Genomic DNA, 15,769 nt, shown 5'->3' with positions numbered 1-15,769 from the left:
AGCCCACTCGCCGCCGGTTGCGCAAGCGTGGTGGCCGGCAATTCCCCTCAGCCGGCTCGGCACAGCGGCCACGTGGGCCTGTGGACAGGGCACCAATCCAGGCCCCGACCGATATTAACCAAATGGACTGCGCCTTTGCGGTAAGATAGCTTCGCCTCGTCTCGGAAACAGCCTGCCTTCGGAACCGACTTGTCCGCCTTGCGCTTCTTTTCGCTCATCCACAATTACGTCGCGGTGCTGGCGCTGCTGCTGTTTGCCGCCGGCTGCACGACGGTGACGCCGCCCGACAGCGTGCTGGCCGTGCCGGCGCCGCCGCAGAAATATGCCGCGATGGTCATCGACGCCGGCACCGGCAAGACGCTGTTCGAGGTCAATTCCACGGCGCCACGCTATCCGGCGTCACTGACCAAGATGATGACGCTCTACCTTCTTTTCGAGGCGCTGGAGTCGGGGCGGATCAGCAAGGAGACGCAAATTCCGGTGTCGGACTACGCCGCGCGGCAGCCGCCGACCAAGCTGCGGTTCAGGCGCGGCGAGACGATCGACGTCGATTCGGCGATCCGCGCCATCGTCGTCAAATCGGCCAATGACGTGGCGGTCGCCGTTGCCGAATATCTCGGCGGCAGCGAAGAGGCGTTCGCCGGCATGATGACCGCCAAGGCGCGCCAGATCGGCATGAGCAGCACCGTCTTCCGCAACGCCTCGGGCCTGCCGGATGGCGACCAGCACACGACGGCGCGTGACATGGCGGTGCTCGGCATGGCGCTGCACACCCGCTTCCCGCAGCATTTCCACTATTTCTCCGACAGCGACTTCATGTTCCGCGGCAGGCTGGTGCGCGGCCACAACGACATGCTCGGCCGGGTGCGCGGCGTCGACGGCATCAAGACCGGCTACATCAGAGCTTCGGGCTTCAACATCGTTACCTCCTATAATGCAGACGGGCACAGGCTGATCATCGTGGTGATGGGCGCCGACAGTGCGCGCCAGCGCAACGACCATGTCGAGGCGCTGATCCAGCGCAGCCTGTCGACGGCGACGGCGAACGCGACGACGCGGCTGCTGTATGCCGAGCAGCAGTGAGAGGTTGGTCTACGGATATGGCCGGACGTTATCCGGCCAATCAAGTTTGTCGAGTTCATCCTGAGGCACTTTGCCATGCTGGTCGAACGCGGCCTGCAATCGCTCACTAAGCCACGATGTGCCTTGGTTAGAAAGCTCAACCGCTGCTTGTTGTTGGTAAGCCTTTCTCGGATCAGTGTTCCCTTCGCCACGTGATGCATTGCGCTTCGTCGACGCGAACGAATTTGCGCCGAGAGCACCCATGAGTTCGTTGAGAGAGATGCCGTTGGCCATCGTGCCTGCAACAAATTCGGCATGGTGGACGCGAATATAGCGGGACCACGTTGCTTTCCAATCGCGGTGAGTAATGTCTTCGGGCGTGGCATCGTCTCGTGCCGGCACATGATGCATGCCTATCGCAAGCCCAAAAACCCGGATGTCATTCGGATCGTATGTCAGTCGTGCGATGAAGATCACCGCATCGTCCTTAACCATTCGCGGCCGCTTTGTGGCGGGGTATGCGACAGCCCAATGGCAACCAGATCGCTCTATTTCCTCGATCGTGGGGAATGCTAATGGAACCCGATTGTCGCCCTCACCAAGAAACTTCACAAATGCCTGGGGAGCATCGGCAACATTTATGGGCAAGGTTGCCGGAGAGTCGACTATCCCTGCGTCGGCGCCAAAGTCGCCGAGGCCGATGGGGAGATTTGGGCGCCCGCCTTTCGCTCGATGGTGCGTCACCGTTTCGTCCCATTTATCGAGCTGCTGGACCGTAAGGTCGGCACCGCTGCGCATCCAAAGATCATCGAAATAGCGGCGGCACGCCGCGATGATTTCTGCATCTTGGGAAACCAAGCCGAACTCGTGGTTTCGGGTGAGCGCGGCCTCCGTCAGATTGGCAGATGTCACGATCGCTCTGTTTGATCCGAACAGGTACATCTTAGCGTGCAGGTTCCTGACGCCGCGCACCGTCCCTCCGACCTCCAGCAGCCGCCGCAGGGCCACAACGTCGCTGACGCCTTCCGCGAAATCTGACAAATTGAACCGGGTGATAGCCTGAACGGTTTTCGGACCCGCTGAAAGCAAGCGTCGCAATGCGCCCGCTTTTATAAACGGGGAAATGATCCGCAACTCGCTTGCATCCTCGCGAATGGCCTCGGCGACTTCCCGCGACCAACCTGAGTCGACGAGCCTTGTCGTCATTCCGCTGCCTGCAGTTCTCGATTCTCGACCGGCGCTAGCGCTTCGGCCAGCAGCGCGTCGAGGAGGCGCCGGCGGGTGGCGGCGGTAGTATTGAGGCTCGCCTCTAGCCGGTCGCAGAGCGCCATCAGCGCATCAACCTTTGCGACGATGCGGTGCTGCTCGGCGAGGGGCGGGATCGGGATCGGAAGCGGCTTCAAGTTGGCCGCCTTGATGCCCTTGGCCGTCATGCCGGTTGCGTGCTTGTCGATCAGCGACTGCATCAGATCGCTCATCACCGCGAACATCAGGAACTTTGTATCAATCATCGCATATGGCTGAAAGCAGATGGCGCGTTGCGCGAGTGCAAATGGTTCCTGGATATCGTTCAGGCAGATGTTTGCGAGCGGCGCCTCCGTGGTGAAGAACAAGTCGCCGATCTCGGGGAAGCCGCGCTTCATCCACGTCTTGAAAGTCACCTTCGATATGTATTCGCGCGGCTCACGGTTCAGGTAGCCCATGCGAATGTTCTTCGCGGTGATGAGTGGGATTCCTTCATCCGTCTTGGGAGGCGTGTTCCCGCGATAGTCGATGAACAGAAAGAGGTTCTCGAATGATTGAACGGCCCATCCCGAGGGAAGCGCCATTTCGAGTTCGTCGGGCGTCGGATCGGGCTCCATCTTGATCCGTGCGTCGCCGGTCTTCTTCTTCCGTTCAGCCTTTGCCTTCGCGATCCGCTTCAGCAGTTCCGACGCTGGTTCGTCCTTCTCGTCCTGCGGCACCAGCTTGCCGCGCACGGCGAGGTTGAGGATGGTCTGGCGCAGGGCATTGATCTGGTCGGGGCGCGTGGTGAGGGCGGGCAGCGCGTCGAGGACGAAGCGGGCGTCGGCCAGGAAGGTTTCGGCATCAAGCGCGTTGAGGCGGGCGAGGCTCGACGCCGTCAACCTGTCGCGTAACCCCTCGCGGTTTCCCCGCCCTGCCGCCAGCCGATCGCAGAGACCCATCAGCTCATCGACCTTGGCGACTATGCGGTGCTGCTCAGCGAGGGGTGGGAGGGCGATTATCTGCTCGTATGCGTCGGAACGGCTTAAGCCGGGTTTCACGCCCTTTCCGAGCTTGTCCAAATCGAGAGCCGCAAGCGCGTTTAACAGAAATCGAAGATTAAGGAATAGCGGAGACTCGACGAAGTAGGCAACGTCGGTCGTCCACGACGGGCCATCGCAGAGAGTCAAGGCACCAGCTGATCCTTTACGGCCTACGATGATCGAAGGGCGCACCGTCAGTGGTTCATCGGTGAAGCCGACGATCCCATTTGAACCGAACACGGGCACTGGGCCTTCGTCTAATCGTTCGCTTGCCTTCAAGCCTTTGCCGTATTGGAAATCTAGGATCGAACCGACCTTGGCTCGACGCCATCCTTGCGGCAAATCGGATTGATCTAGTTTCTCCTTTGCGATCCGCTTCAGCAATTCCGATGCCGGTTCGTCGTTCGTATCTTGCGGGACGAGTTTGCCGCGCACCGCCAGATCGAGAATGAAGCGGCGCAGCCGTGCGATCGCGTCGGGCGCGTCGGCGATCTTCTCGTAATGCGCCAATAGCCGTTGCGCATTCATCGGGCCAGCGCCTCGGCGAGGATCGCCTTCAACTGATCCCGCAATCCCACCGTTTCGGCTTCGGCGCGGGCGAGGTCGGCCAGCAGCGTTTCCGGGTCGCCATGATCGTCCGCCACCGCGTGCGGGTTCTTGATGTCGAGATTGTAGCCGCGCGCCTTGACCTCCTCGGCCGTGACGCGCCACGCCTGCGGCGTCTCCTCGCGGCCCTCGCGATCCTTGCCGCCCCACCAGTCAATGCAGCCCTCGAAATGCTCCAGCCGGATCGGCTTTGTCATCGAATAGGCTTTCTGGCCTTCCGGCACGCGATGCTCGTAGAACCAAATGTCTTTCGTTGGCGCGCCCTTCTCGAAGAACAACAGGTTAGTGCCGATCGATGCATAGGGCTTGAACACGGAATTGGGCAGGCGGACGATGGTGTGGAGGTTGCACTCCTCCATCAGATGTTCCTTGAGCCGCGTCTTCACGCCCTCCCCGAACAGCGTGCCATCGGGCAGAACCACGGCGGCGCGACCATTCGGTTTCAAGAGGCGCACGATCAGCGCCAGGAACAGGTCCGCCGTTTCCTTGGTACGGAAGGTCGGAAAATTGTTCTCGATGCCGTCTTCCTCGCGCCCGCCGAAGGGCGGATTGGTGACGACGATATCGACGCGCTCGTCCTTGCTCCATGAAATCAGCGGGCGGGCCAACGTGTTGTCGTGGCGCACGAAGCTCGGGTCCTCGATGCCGTGCAGCAGCATGTTGGTGACGCAGAGCATGTGCGGAAGCTGCTTTTTTTCCACCGCGCGAAGTGCGCCCTGCATCGTCTCACGCTGCGCGGGCGTGCGGACGTAGCCTTTTTCCATGTGACGAATAGCGCAGGTGAGAAAGCCACCCGTGCCGCAGGCAGGATCGAACAGCGTTTCTCCTGGGCGCGGGTCAATGCGATCAACCATGAAGGCAGTCACGGCGCGCGGTGTATAATATTCGCCGGCATTGCCTGCCGATTGAAGATCATTCAGCAACTGCTCATAGAACTCGCCGAAGTGCCGCCGCTCGTCGAGATTATTGAAATCAACCTCGTTGATCTTGTTTAAGACCTGCCGGATGAGGTGTCCGGATTTCATGTAATTGTACGCGTCCTCGAACACGTCGCGCACTACGCGGCGCCGGTCGCCCGGTTTTCCAGTGAGCTGCAGGCCTTTCAATGCAGGGAAAAGTTCATCATTGATGAAATCGAGCATGGCTTGCCCGGTGATGCCTTCTGGGTCGGCCGCCCAGTTGCGCCACTGGAGTTTTTCCGGAATCGGCGAGTGGTAGCCGTCCTTAGTCAGTTCAAGTTCTTGATCCTGGTCGTCGATGATCTTGAGGAAGAACATCCAACACAACTGGCTGATGCGCTGTGCGTCGCCATCAACGCCAACATCCTGGCGCATGATGTCCTGGATGGATTTGACAGTGGTGCGGACAATCATTGGCTATGCGATCTCCTGGTAAAGGGCGTCCTGCATTTCGTGGACGGCCTTTTCAAAGCCCTCCTTGCCGCCGAACGCCTTGATTAGTTGGACGACGCTGCCCATCGCAGTGAAGGGCGTCACCTTCAGCACGTTGGCGTCGTCGAGATGGATTACGCCTTCGTCCCGATATTTTTCGAGCAGCGCATCGAGCACGGCCCGGGCTTGTGGCCCGTATTTGGTGAACACGTCGCGCTTCTTGACGTTTTCGGCACGCTCGCGGCGTGTCAAAAGTTTCTTGTCGAATGCCACGTGGCAGATCAGATCGAAGGGATCGAGGTTCTTGCCCAGTTCATCTGCGATGGCGTCAAGCGCCAGGCCCTCGGCTTCCAGTTCCTCAACGATCGCGTGTTTGCGTTCAGCAGATTTCCAGCGTCTGAGGAAATCGTCGAGACTGGCGAAACGCTTCTTCAACGCCGTCTTAGTGAAATCGCGCAGGCTTTCGGTGACGAGCTTGCCGTTCTCGTCAAGATATTCGACGCGCTCGGCGACGATGCGGGCGCCGACGCCGTCCACGTAAATCTTGCGCACGTGGTTGCCCGGCGGTAGCGGAACGCCCGGCTGATCGATTATGGTTTCGCTATCGCCCGGTTCATATGGCGCTTGATCACCTTCACCAAGACCGACGACAGTATCGTCGGGCGGTGTGATCGGATCGTCTTCGCTGGGTTCGTAAATCTGCACCGGATCCCCATCGAATTCTGGGTCAGCGAAATGATTGGTCGCGCCACGAAAGTCGATCAACGTGAAGTAGAATTTCTTGGTATCCTCGTGAACGCGGGTGCCGCGCCCGACGATTTGCTTGAACTCGGTCATCGACCCTACCGTGCGATCGAGCACGATTAGCCGACAGGTCTGCGCGTCAACCCCGGTGGACAAAAGCCGCGAGGTCGTGACTAGAACGGGATACTTCGATTCCGGGTCAAGGAAATTGCCAAGCTGGTCCTGGCCATCGCTGTCACCGCCGGTGATCCGCATGACATATCGGTGGTTCTCGTCGCAAAGATCCTTGTTCTCGTTGATGAGTGCCTGTCGCATACGCGCTGCGTGCTCCCGGTCAACGCAGAACACGATGGTTTTCTGGAAGCGGTCGCCGGTTTCCTTTAGAAATTCGGTGACCTTCTTGGCGGTAAGCAAAGTGCGGTCGTCAAGAACCAGCGTCCGGTCGAAATCCTTAGCGTTATAGATTCGATCCTCGACTTCGTTACCATCTCGGTCGAGTTGCCCAAGTTCCGGGCGATAGCCCTCAATGTCGCGATCGATGTGGACCTTGATGACTTTGTAGGGTGCAAGGAAGCCGTCACTGATGCCCTGGCGCAATGAATAGGTGAAGATTGGCTCGCCGAAATAATCGGCGTTTGAAACGTATTCCGTTTCTTTCGGCGTGGCAGTCAGGCCGATCTGCGTTGCACCGGAAAAGTGGGTGAGGATTTCGCGCCACGCGGAATCCTCGGCCGCGCTGCCGCGATGGCATTCGTCGATGACAATTAGGTCGAAGAAGCCGGGGGAGAACTCTTTGTAGAGCTTCTGGCGCTCCTCCGGTCCGGTGATCGCTTGATAGAGACCGAGATAGACCTCGAAGGCGGTGTCGATGCGCCGCTTCCTGTCGAGCGCCAGTGTCAGATCGACCGTGGTGCCGTCCTGCCGCTCAATGGTCTTTGCGTTCGTCGAAAGCTTCGCCATCGCCGCGCCGAACGGGCGGAAGTCGTTCACCATCGTCTGGTCGATCAACACGTTGCGGTCGGCAAGGAAGAGTATGCGTTTCTTGCGACCCGCCTTCCACAGGCGCCAGATGATCTGAAATGCCGTGTAGGTCTTGCCCGTCCCCGTCGCCATGACGAGCAGCACGCGATCGCGCCCCTTGGCGATGGCCTCGATCGCGGCATTGACGGCGTTTACCTGATAATAGCGGGGTGCTTTGCCGCTGCCGTCGTCGAAATAATCCTGAAGCACGATCTGTTCTGCTTCCGGGTCGAGGCCCTTCCAGGCGCGATAGCGTGCCCAAAGATTGGCGGGCGACGGAAAGGCGTCCATGCCGAGGTTCGCCTCCTTGGTGTCGCTCTGGCCCGTGCGGTCGTGAAAGACGAAACCGTCGCCGTTTGAGGAAAAGACGAAAGGGATGTCCAGCGTCGCGGCATAGTCGAGGCCCTGCTGGATACCATCGCCAACGCCGTGGTTGTTGTCCTTCGCTTCGATCAAGGCGATGGGGATATTCGGCTTATAGTAGAGAACGAGGTCGGCTTTTTTTGCCTTGCCACGCGTCACCAGCTTGCCACGTACGATAATGCGGCCCTTGGTGAAATAGACCTCCTCCCGAACCTGCAACATCTCGTCCCATCCGGCGAGCTTAACGGCGGGCAGAATGAATTTCGTGCAGATGTCGCGTTCGGTGAGGCTTCGTTTGTCCATTAATTGATATCCCCCTCCTTGGCTCTATTGGGTAAGCTCAATCCGATCAAGAGCGCGGTTCAAAACGTTGACCGGATTTCGTGCAAACTCCACTTGCCCGTTGAAGCCCGGCCCGGCTTCCGCTAAGAAGCCGGGGCTGGCCGGTTTACCGGCTGGTTCGTTTTCCGGATCGCCGATCCTGAAGGCACCCGTAGCTCAGCTGGATAGAGCGCTGCCCTCCGAAGGCAGAGGTCACAGGTTCGAATCCTGTCGGGTGCGCCATTTCTCAAGGGTACGACCCGGAGACATGGGTAATGGTTTATACCGGAGACATGGTGGACTGCACCCCTTGGATGAGCCACCAATTACGAACAGTTCCCCAGATTTTTGGATTGCGTACAACCTCCTAGCGCAACGGTTAAGTAGGCGACCGCGGGAAGTCCGCGGAGGGTCAAGCTTGTGCAAAAACGCCGGGCATAGCTCCAATAAGATCCGTGGATCATGTACTGTGATGAGACGTCGGGACCGAGGATCAGCGGATATGGACGAGGAGGGCTTGGCCGAGATCTCAGCCCGATATATTCGCTTCGCCGATACGGAAGCTCGCGGTCGCTCGCCGCTCTACGAGGAGTTGGCTCGGGCAGTCGCTGGGGATCGGGAGGCGCTCGGTTTCCTGTCGACCCTTCCGGACCTAAAGCGGCAACCGAACCTTCTACTTGCCGCGGTGCGTCACCTGTTCGGTACGCCGACAGGGTGGACCGAGTTTCGCCAGGCGCTTCAGGCTAATCCAGACGCTATCCGCTCGCTTATGCTCGAGCGCTCAACGCAAACCAATGAGCCGGGAAGATGCGCCACCCTGCTCCCCGTCCTGGCGCGGTTGTCGCAGCCGCTGGCGCTCATCGAGGTCGGGACATCCGCAGGGCTCTGCCTCATGCCGGACCTCTACGGCTATGACTATGGACGCACGGTGATCCGCGGACCCGCGATGGCCTTGGAGCAGCCTGTCTTCCGATGCTTCGCCAGCGAAACAACGCCATTGCCGACGGCCTTGCCGCAAGTCGTCTGGCGGGCGGGATTGGACCTGAGCCCGATAGATGCTTCGGACGACTCGCAAGTCGCATGGCTTGAGACACTGGTCTGGCCGGAACAGACAGCACGGCTCGCCAATCTACGGGCGGCCCTGAAGATCGCTGCCACAGTCAAGCCTCGGGTGGTGAAGGGCGACCTGCGCGGGAGCGACCTCGTGCAACTCTGCAACGAAGCGCCGAACGACGCTACACTCGTCATCTTTCACACAGCCGTCCTCGACTATGTCTCCGACCCTGGTGACAGAGAAGCTTTCGCCGAGCAGGCGATGCGTCTCTCGCCTTATTGGGTATCGAACGAATTCCCTCGCGTCTTCCCGTCCATCGCCACACGCGCCGAAACAAGCTGGCCGCCCGGCCGCTTCCTCTTATCTGCGAATGGCTCCCCTGTAGCTTGGACTGACCCGCATGGCGCCTCGCTCGAATGGATCGCGAACGAGGCGTAGGATATTGGTGGCGGATTACCGTCCTTGGCTAGAGGCGCCATCAGTTCCCAGCTTCATCTATGCTCGTTTCGACTGCTGCGTCTCGAATTCATTGGAAGCGACCTCTCCGACTTGTCTTGTCACCGCCTCTACCGGTCGGCCGAGAACGAGAATGGCGAGCCGAGGCCCGCGCAGACCGTCTCCGCAATCGGGAACCACAGCTATCGGCCAGCCGTTTACACTGCAAACCCACCTGGCGATCCTCAGAGGCCGGGCCGAGTTCTCCGAGATCCGCAAATTGGAGATTGATCATGACAAGCGCTGCCGACCGCGATCCGCGCCACCACACGCAGAAGATGCAGAAGAAATTGGAGGAGGTGAAACAGCACCTTCGCGAGGACATTGAGAAGGTCGATGAGCCGCAGCTGAAGGCGATGTTCGAGACGTCCGCCGAGGTGATCGGCGGTCTCCAGAAAGCGTTCCAGGACTGTGAACAAAAGAATGAACCCGCTTGGCGTTGAACGAGTTGTTCGTGGATAGACCCCGAAGGGAGCGCCCCCGTGCCCGCACCGCCCGAAATGGATGTCGTCCTCGAAAAGCTGCCGTTGAGGATCGGCGCCTACATACCCGACGATTTGCTGGAGGACTGGTTTGCGCCGGGAACCGGCATGAACCCGGTCAGCAAGGAGGCGCTTGCCGCCGCCAAGAATTACGGTTGGCGCTTCGAATGCGACTTCAAGCACTACCCCGACCGCAAGGAGGGCGTGTTCTGGAAGTGGGTGCCGGCGATCTGATCCACGCTAGACGATTCATCGTTTTACGGAAACGCAGAACCGGTCTATCTTTTTTGACGCAATTCCGGACGGAAAACCGTTTCACACTTTTCCTGGAATTGCTCTAGCCTCAGCCTATCGGCGTCGTCACCTTGCCGGTTCCGCCGCATTCGGGGCAGGTTCGGCCGTCGATCATGCCTGACCCTGCACAGCGGCGGCAAATGTTCTCGCCAGCGCCGGGGACGCCTGCCGGAACCTCGTCCATGTTGGATTGAGCGGCTTGCCGGGGCTTGCCCTGCAGCTTGTTTCTCAACCGGGCGACCAAGCCTTCGTCGACCTCGAGCGGCTTGCTGCTGTCGTCCGGCAGGCCTTCGCCGGATTGGCCGATGGTTTCATTGCGCGGCCGGTCATTCATGCCTGTCGTGATCTTCTGAGCCATTGCGTTGCCGTTACGCCTTGCAATTTTTCGAACGCCTCAGCTCCGCAGAGGTTCCGGTTGCGGCCAGCCGCCTTCAGCCGGGTTTTGCCCGTGCCGGCCGGCGGCCGCGGCTGGCGAGGATGGTGGGAAGCGTGACCGGACGAAAATCCCAGCTGTCGACACCAACGTCATACTGGCGCGTGACCGGGGTGAGCCGGCCGTGCGAATGGCCATGCAGGTCGATCGACCTCCTGCCGATCTGGTTCCAGGTGCGAAAAGGATAGTGGCAAAGGATCAGCAGGCTGCCATCGAGCGTCAGCTCCTTGTAGTGTTGCGTGCTCGCCCAACCCGTCGCGTCAATGGTGGCCGCAGCATCGTTGTTGCCGATGATCAAGTGCTTGCTGCCATGAAGAGACGACAGCAGTGACGACACGAAGGACGCCGAGCCCCTGGCAAAATCGCCGAGGTGCCAGACCTCGTCGTCCGGGCCGACAGTCTCGTTCCAGAACGCAATGAGTGCCCGATCATGCTCCGCCAGCGAGCCGAACGGGCGGCGGTCGATGCGCAAAATGCGCGGGTCGCTGAAATGCGTGTCGGCGGTGAAGTAGATCATGCGCGCTCGCTGGGGCCCGTTGTCGAACTGCCGCGCATGTAGGCGCGTGGCGCACCAAGTCCATGTTGCTCTCCCGATGCTTGCTCAACCCGCTCGATCGCCGGTTGTTCCTGTAAACAGGCCCAGGCGGCTTCCGCTTGTTGGAACTTTAAGAAGGGGGGAACTTTAAAAAGGGGAACTTTGAACATGGGAACTTTGAAATGAGACGCAGGTTAGAATGCTTGAGGCCGATGCTCTGAAAGGACCTCGACGATGACCGACGCAGCACCTGTTGGGCGAAGCCCGGCTCAAGCGCGGGGCGATATCGACGCCGGGCGCGAAGGCGATAAGACACCGGGAATCGATCCGGCCGCGGCTCCCATGGAAACGGACGCGGAATCGGCCGGCAGCGTTCCGGCAAAGGATCGGTCTGCGCCTCATGAAAAGCCGGAGTTCACCAACCAGGCGAGCTATGCCAATGCGATGCGTCCGCTGAAGGATGAGCCAGACGTCCGGCCGCGCCGATATGGGCCGGTGCTGGTGATTGCCGCCATCGTCGTGCTCGCCGCGGCGGTTTTCATCGGCGCAGCCATGCTGCGCTGAATATCGCAGATCCGAGAGCAGTGGCTGGACATTTTGCTTCCGGTCCGAGAACTTGCTGACGCGCCAGGTTGAGGCGCGATCAGTCCGGTGCACGTTGACCACGAACCAGGAATTCTTTGCCCGAGACGCCACCACCGTGGCGCGCGACATGATTGGGGCGACGCTGCTTTTGCACGGCGTTGGCGGCATCATCGTCGAGACCGAGGCCTATCGCCCCGATGACCCGGCTTCGCATGCTTTCGGTGGCAGGACGGTGCGCAATGGCGCAATGTTCGGCACCCCAGGCAGCGCCTATGTCTATCGCTCCTATGGCCTGCACTGGTGCCTCAATGCCGTGTGCCTGCCCGGCAGTGCCGTGCTCATCCGCGCAATCGAACCGCAATCCGGGCTGGAGGTTATGCGGGCCAATCGCGGCGTTGACGACCCCCGGCTGCTTTGCTCGGGACCCGGTCGTCTTTGCCAGGCGCTGGCAATCGACACATTCCATGACGGGCTGCCACTGGACGTGCCGCCATTCGAATTCAGGCAGCCGGGCGACGCCAGCGCCATTCTTACAGGCCGCCGGATCGGCATTTCCAAGGCTATCGATGCCGAGTGGCGGTTCGGCCTGCGCGGCTCGGATTATCTGAGCCGCAAATTCTGACGCCTGCGGCAGCGGCAGAGCAGCTGCCTGGCATCACTCGTCGGGTTTGCCGAGATGCATGGGTGTCGCCTGCTGGCGGGCTTCCCTGGTCACCTCGTCGGCTCCGGCAGGTGAAATCCCCCGCAACGCCTTCGCGGCTTCGACCAGGCGGCCGCGATCATTGCCGAAGCTCTTGATCAGCTGACGGACCTGGTCGGCGGTGATGCCGTTCTGCTGGGCAAAATACTCGACTTCACGGTCGTCTTCCGCAGCAACGCGATCGCGGTCGCGGAAATCCCGCTTGCTCTTATCGTCGGCCATTTTTTCCTCCTGGTGGAGCTTCGCATCAACGGCAACGTGGGCAAGCGGCTTTCGTTGCCGCGACCAGGCGGACTTTTGCGCGGTCGAGCCGACTGACCAGGAACCATGAGGCGAGCAGCCGGTTTGGCTTGGATGCAGCAGCCACCAATTCATACCGATGGAGATTACGATGACGCTCGCAAGCAAAACCACTGTAGTTGCCGCGGCGCTGGCTATGTTGGCCGCGCCGGCATTCGGCCAGACGAGCCCGCCCGCGCCCGCAGCTCCGGCGCCCGGAATGAGCGGGCAGAGCCAGGATGCCATGCGCGATATGATGCGCCAGATGATGACCGAGATGCTGGAGGAGAGAATGCAAGAGGATCGCGCGCCCCGGGCGGAACGGCGCGGTCGCGACCGCTGGCATCACGACTACAGGATGGGCCCGCCTGACCGAGATTGGGAGACGGGAGGCCGCGGCGGCATGGGACGCGGGATGCATGGCGCGAGGATGCGAATGATGTTCGCCATAGTCGATGCGGACGGCGATGGCGCGCTTTCCCAGACCGAAGTCCAGGATTTCGTCGGGCGGATATTCAACGCCGTCGATGAGGACGGTGACGGCAGCGTCGACATGCAGGAAATCCGGTCCTTCTTTCACGGAGGCGGCGCCGAGGATCAGGAGTAAGTCTCCCACCGGTCGGCAAGGAGGCCTATCCGGGCAGCGCCACCTATGTCGGCCGGGGAAGATGAAAAGTCGCTGGCAATGGGATACCAGGCTGCCAGCCAGGGAGATCCGTTCCTTGGCTGGCCTTCGAACGCCGGCGGACCAATCAGACCAGCAGGGATTCGTTGCCATGACAGAGAAAATTACGGAGAAAACTCCGACCATCGCCCGTATCTGGCGCGGCAGAACCGTGCCTGAAAAGGCGGATGCCTACGAGAGTTACAATTACGAAGCCGGCATCAAGCCGCTGATCGAGAAGGCACTTGGCGTGCAGACCTTTCGCGAGGACACGCCGAGCCATTCGGAATTCGTGACGATCTCCTATTGGGAAAATGTCGAAGCGATGGCGGCGTTCACCGGCGGCGATCCGACGAGGATCCACCATCTGGAGCGTGACGAAGAGTTCCTGATCGAGCTGCCGTCGAGGGTGCAGGTGCTGCGCATCCGCTCCAGTCATGGCCGCCTGGCATAGGGCGGCGCCGCTGCCCAGATCTATGGAATCGCCGTCAAGTCGATTTCGGTAATGTGCCAGCGGCCGAGATTTGCGGTGTAGAGCTTGTCGCCCTTGAAGGCGATGTTGGTGGGATGGGCGAGCGTGGTTGCCGCCGGATCCTCGATCAGCACCTCGAGCCCGCTATTCTGTCGCCAGCGATAGATGCGGCTCGGCTCGTAGCACGAGATGAACAGCGAACCGTCCGGCGCCACGGCGACGCCATCGGGGACGTTGTTCACGCCGTCCACGACGAGCTGGCGAGGTCCTGCCGTGCCGTCGGCACGGATCGGCACATAGCTGACGCAGGCCGCGTGGCTTTCCACGACGTAAAGCCCATTGCCATCCGGCGCCAACGCCATGCCGTTGGCGAAGGCCATGGCCTCGCGGCACCACAGGCCGCCTTCGCCGGTCTTCAGATCATAGCGGAAGATACCGGAACGGTTGTCTTCGCCGAGGCTATCGGAGACATAGAGCCAGCCGCGCGCCTCGTCGACGATCGGATAATTCGGCACGCGGATGCCGGCCGAAGCGAAGCGTTGCATCTCGGCCACCGCGGCATCCCAGCGAAAGACCGCCGCATGTCTGAGATCGCAAGCAAAGCAGTTGCCTGCGCTATCGAACGCGATGCCAAGCAGAAAGCCTTCCGTGCCGCCCATGCGTTCGACCGAGCCGCCATCGGCGGCCAAGCGCAGCAGGTCGCCGGTTTCGGTGCCGCACCAGATCGAGCCGTCGCGATGGATCGCCACGCCTTCCGGATGCGCGACGCGCGGGCTGGTGAAGATGCCATCGAAGAAGACCCTCGCGGCCGACATTTCGAGCAACGGCTTTGCCATGCGCACCCCCTTCAATCCGGTGCAGTATGCGACCGCTGTGCGGCGATGCAGCGCTCGACCATCCGCCGGTCGGTGGCGAGGATCTCGGCGATCAGGGCGCTGCGCTCCCTCGCGCTGACGAATTCGAGGCGCCGCAGACCGAGCGGGTCGATGCGGTTTCGCAGGATGTCGAGCGTCTCGTTCGAGGGTAGCGCAAGTTCGCGGCAATCGGCATCGAATGTCAGGGCAAAGCCGGTGGCATCCTGGAGCTGCTGGCGCGTCACGCCCGGCCTGGTTTCGATGACGGCCAATTGCCGGCTCTCCCCGTCGAGCCGAAACACGCAAAGGTCGGTGAACACCAATGCCGCGCCGGTCCGATAGCCCATCGGCTCGCGTTCGGCCTCAGTCAACAGGCCGCGCGCCGAGCTGGCAATCTCGACCGTCTCGACCAGCGACTGCACGGAATGGCGGGGGACGTAGAGCAGATAATCGCGATGCATGTTGGCGACGTCGGCCATGCCGCCTTGCCCGGGCAGCCGGATAAGGCTGCCGTCACGCTTGCGCAGCGCAATGGTGTTGACGCGCCCACGGCGGTCGACCTGCGCGGCACCGACGATCTCATGCGTCACCGCGCCGGCCTGATAGTAGGTCGAATAGGTGTCGTCGCCGCCGGCATGCGCCACCGCCGTCTCGCAATCGAGGCTTTCGATCAGCGACAGGATCATCGGGCTCGGTGCTATGTCGAGATGACCGCAACTCATGGTAGCGATGATCATGTCCGGCGCGTGCGTCGCTTTGGCCAGCCGGTAGGCGACATTGGCGAGCGGCGACACCGCGCCGGCACTGGCAAAGCTCTCATTGTCGAGCTCAGCGGCGATGCGGGCGGCGATGATCTCGTCGATGGACGCCTCCTTGTTGCCGTGCACGAGCCTGGGCATTGCGAGGACTGTTTCAGCGCCGACTTTTGCAGCATCTTGAACCCGCTCCGGCACGCCTTCCGAAGGCATGCCCAGGCTGTCCGACAAAGGTATTTCCTTGGCCGCGAACGCCCCCGCCAACGCTTGATAATCCGTCACATAGAATGGCAGGCAGGAGGCGGGATAGGCGCCGCCTGCTGCCAGCGCGATCGCCGACACCCGGTTGCGGGTCAAAATGCTCTGCCGACCATCATGCCGCAGCGCTCCGAC

Annotated in this window: 17 protein-coding genes and 1 tRNA gene; 9 read left to right on the top strand and 9 right to left on the bottom strand. The window is 61.0% G+C overall.

Annotated elements, in window-relative coordinates:
- Window positions 1-189: 189 nt before the first annotated feature.
- A complete protein-coding gene (locus NKH78_RS06155; RefSeq protein ID WP_352686324.1) occupies window positions 190-1,083 on the top strand; it encodes a D-alanyl-D-alanine carboxypeptidase family protein in 894 nt (297 codons plus the stop codon).
- A gap of 9 nt (window positions 1,084-1,092) precedes the next feature.
- Here NKH78_RS06155 and NKH78_RS06150 read toward each other — a convergent pair whose 3' ends face one another.
- The 4 genes from NKH78_RS06150 to hsdR are packed head-to-tail and all read right to left on the bottom strand — an operon-like array spanning window position 1,093 to window position 7,756.
- Window positions 1,093-2,268 (bottom strand): phospholipase D family protein, encoded by a 1,176-nt coding sequence (locus tag NKH78_RS06150; protein ID WP_352701049.1) that lies wholly within the window; start codon window positions 2,266-2,268, stop codon window positions 1,093-1,095.
- Complete coding sequence (locus NKH78_RS06145; protein ID WP_352686321.1) at window positions 2,265-3,857, bottom strand: restriction endonuclease subunit S; 1,593 nt, start codon at window positions 3,855-3,857, stop codon at window positions 2,265-2,267. Before NKH78_RS06145 ends, NKH78_RS06150 begins: the two co-directional genes overlap by 4 nt.
- Window positions 3,854-5,308 (bottom strand): type I restriction-modification system subunit M, encoded by a 1,455-nt coding sequence (locus tag NKH78_RS06140; RefSeq protein WP_352686319.1) that lies wholly within the window; start codon window positions 5,306-5,308, stop codon window positions 3,854-3,856. Before NKH78_RS06140 ends, NKH78_RS06145 begins: the two co-directional genes overlap by 4 nt.
- 3 nt (window positions 5,309-5,311) lie before the next feature.
- Window positions 5,312-7,756 (bottom strand): EcoAI/FtnUII family type I restriction enzme subunit R, encoded by a 2,445-nt coding sequence (hsdR, locus tag NKH78_RS06135; protein ID WP_352686317.1) that lies wholly within the window; start codon window positions 7,754-7,756, stop codon window positions 5,312-5,314.
- Between the two features lie 184 nt (window positions 7,757-7,940).
- Here hsdR and NKH78_RS06130 point away from each other — a divergent pair.
- The 4 genes from NKH78_RS06130 to NKH78_RS06115 all read left to right on the top strand — a co-directional run bounded on the left by NKH78_RS06130 (window position 7,941) and on the right by NKH78_RS06115 (window position 10,039).
- Window positions 7,941-8,017, top strand: a tRNA-Arg gene (locus tag NKH78_RS06130).
- A 259-nt stretch (window positions 8,018-8,276) separates the two neighbouring features.
- Window positions 8,277-9,266, top strand: coding sequence for a DUF2332 domain-containing protein (locus NKH78_RS06125; RefSeq protein ID WP_352701050.1), 990 nt, complete (start codon window positions 8,277-8,279; stop codon window positions 9,264-9,266).
- Between the two features lie 290 nt (window positions 9,267-9,556).
- Window positions 9,557-9,766: a hypothetical protein gene (locus NKH78_RS06120; RefSeq protein ID WP_352882303.1), complete on the top strand. Its 210-nt coding sequence runs from the start codon at window positions 9,557-9,559 to the stop codon at window positions 9,764-9,766.
- A 39-nt stretch (window positions 9,767-9,805) separates the two neighbouring features.
- Window positions 9,806-10,039, top strand: coding sequence for a hypothetical protein (locus NKH78_RS06115; protein ID WP_254815811.1), 234 nt, complete (start codon window positions 9,806-9,808; stop codon window positions 10,037-10,039).
- Between the two features lie 109 nt (window positions 10,040-10,148).
- Here NKH78_RS06115 and NKH78_RS06110 read toward each other — a convergent pair whose 3' ends face one another.
- Window positions 10,149-10,457 (bottom strand): hypothetical protein, encoded by a 309-nt coding sequence (locus tag NKH78_RS06110; protein ID WP_352686679.1) that lies wholly within the window; start codon window positions 10,455-10,457, stop codon window positions 10,149-10,151.
- Window positions 10,458-10,530: 73 nt separating this feature from the next.
- Window positions 10,531-11,049, bottom strand: a complete 519-nt coding sequence (locus tag NKH78_RS06105; protein ID WP_352686312.1) for a metallophosphoesterase — start codon at window positions 11,047-11,049, stop codon at window positions 10,531-10,533.
- A gap of 252 nt (window positions 11,050-11,301) precedes the next feature.
- Here NKH78_RS06105 and NKH78_RS06100 point away from each other — a divergent pair, with 252 nt between their 5' ends.
- Window positions 11,302-11,631 (top strand): hypothetical protein, encoded by a 330-nt coding sequence (locus NKH78_RS06100; RefSeq protein WP_352686309.1) that lies wholly within the window; start codon window positions 11,302-11,304, stop codon window positions 11,629-11,631.
- A 94-nt stretch (window positions 11,632-11,725) separates the two neighbouring features.
- Window positions 11,726-12,274 carry a DNA-3-methyladenine glycosylase gene (locus NKH78_RS06095; RefSeq protein WP_352686306.1) on the top strand — a complete coding sequence of 183 codons (549 nt, stop codon included), beginning with the start codon at window positions 11,726-11,728 and terminating at the stop codon, window positions 12,272-12,274.
- 33 nt (window positions 12,275-12,307) lie between these two features.
- On the opposite strand, the gene NKH78_RS06090 is transcribed toward NKH78_RS06095, so the two are convergent.
- The gene (locus NKH78_RS06090; RefSeq protein WP_352701054.1) at window positions 12,308-12,574 is read right to left on the bottom strand and encodes a DUF3606 domain-containing protein; all 267 of its coding nucleotides are present in this window, start codon (window positions 12,572-12,574) and stop codon (window positions 12,308-12,310) included.
- 169 nt (window positions 12,575-12,743) lie between these two features.
- Here NKH78_RS06090 and NKH78_RS06085 point away from each other — a divergent pair, with 169 nt between their 5' ends.
- Window positions 12,744-13,238 (top strand): EF-hand domain-containing protein, encoded by a 495-nt coding sequence (locus tag NKH78_RS06085; RefSeq protein ID WP_352476969.1) that lies wholly within the window; start codon window positions 12,744-12,746, stop codon window positions 13,236-13,238.
- A gap of 169 nt (window positions 13,239-13,407) precedes the next feature.
- Window positions 13,408-13,749: an antibiotic biosynthesis monooxygenase family protein gene (locus NKH78_RS06080; protein ID WP_352736866.1), complete on the top strand. Its 342-nt coding sequence runs from the start codon at window positions 13,408-13,410 to the stop codon at window positions 13,747-13,749.
- A gap of 20 nt (window positions 13,750-13,769) precedes the next feature.
- Here NKH78_RS06080 and NKH78_RS06075 read toward each other — a convergent pair whose 3' ends face one another.
- Both NKH78_RS06075 and NKH78_RS06070 read right to left on the bottom strand, forming a co-directional pair.
- Complete coding sequence (locus NKH78_RS06075; protein ID WP_352736868.1) at window positions 13,770-14,603, bottom strand: SMP-30/gluconolactonase/LRE family protein; 834 nt, start codon at window positions 14,601-14,603, stop codon at window positions 13,770-13,772.
- An 11-nt stretch (window positions 14,604-14,614) separates the two neighbouring features.
- Window positions 14,615-15,520: a CoA-transferase gene (locus tag NKH78_RS06070; RefSeq protein WP_352882541.1), complete on the bottom strand. Its 906-nt coding sequence runs from the start codon at window positions 15,518-15,520 to the stop codon at window positions 14,615-14,617.
- Window positions 15,521-15,769 lie beyond the last annotated feature (249 nt).

The sequence above is a fragment of the Mesorhizobium sp. M0910 genome (assembly GCF_040319465.1).
GTDB lineage: Bacteria > Pseudomonadota > Alphaproteobacteria > Rhizobiales > Rhizobiaceae > Mesorhizobium.
The sequence above is the reverse complement of the archived record's forward strand: the minus strand, read 5'-3'. Positions and strand labels throughout refer to the sequence as shown.

Coding starts and splice junctions, on each gene's coding strand:
- NKH78_RS06075 (WP_352736868.1), bottom strand. CDS start 14,603: ATGGCAAAGCCGTTGCTCGAAATGTCGGCCGCGAGGGTCTTCTTCGAT.
- NKH78_RS06150 (WP_352701049.1), bottom strand. CDS start 2,268: ATGACGACAAGGCTCGTCGACTCAGGTTGGTCGCGGGAAGTCGCCGAG.
- NKH78_RS06140 (WP_352686319.1), bottom strand. CDS start 5,308: ATGATTGTCCGCACCACTGTCAAATCCATCCAGGACATCATGCGCCAG.
- NKH78_RS06145 (WP_352686321.1), bottom strand. CDS start 3,857: ATGAATGCGCAACGGCTATTGGCGCATTACGAGAAGATCGCCGACGCG.
- NKH78_RS06090 (WP_352701054.1), bottom strand. CDS start 12,574: ATGGCCGACGATAAGAGCAAGCGGGATTTCCGCGACCGCGATCGCGTT.
- NKH78_RS06080 (WP_352736866.1), top strand. CDS start 13,408: ATGACAGAGAAAATTACGGAGAAAACTCCGACCATCGCCCGTATCTGG.
- NKH78_RS06085 (WP_352476969.1), top strand. CDS start 12,744: ATGACGCTCGCAAGCAAAACCACTGTAGTTGCCGCGGCGCTGGCTATG.
- NKH78_RS06070 (WP_352882541.1), bottom strand. CDS start 15,520: ATGCCCAGGCTCGTGCACGGCAACAAGGAGGCGTCCATCGACGAGATC.
- hsdR (WP_352686317.1), bottom strand. CDS start 7,756: ATGGACAAACGAAGCCTCACCGAACGCGACATCTGCACGAAATTCATT.
- NKH78_RS06110 (WP_352686679.1), bottom strand. CDS start 10,457: ATGGCTCAGAAGATCACGACAGGCATGAATGACCGGCCGCGCAATGAA.
- NKH78_RS06125 (WP_352701050.1), top strand. CDS start 8,277: ATGGACGAGGAGGGCTTGGCCGAGATCTCAGCCCGATATATTCGCTTC.
- NKH78_RS06105 (WP_352686312.1), bottom strand. CDS start 11,049: ATGATCTACTTCACCGCCGACACGCATTTCAGCGACCCGCGCATTTTG.
- NKH78_RS06100 (WP_352686309.1), top strand. CDS start 11,302: ATGACCGACGCAGCACCTGTTGGGCGAAGCCCGGCTCAAGCGCGGGGC.
- NKH78_RS06120 (WP_352882303.1), top strand. CDS start 9,557: ATGACAAGCGCTGCCGACCGCGATCCGCGCCACCACACGCAGAAGATG.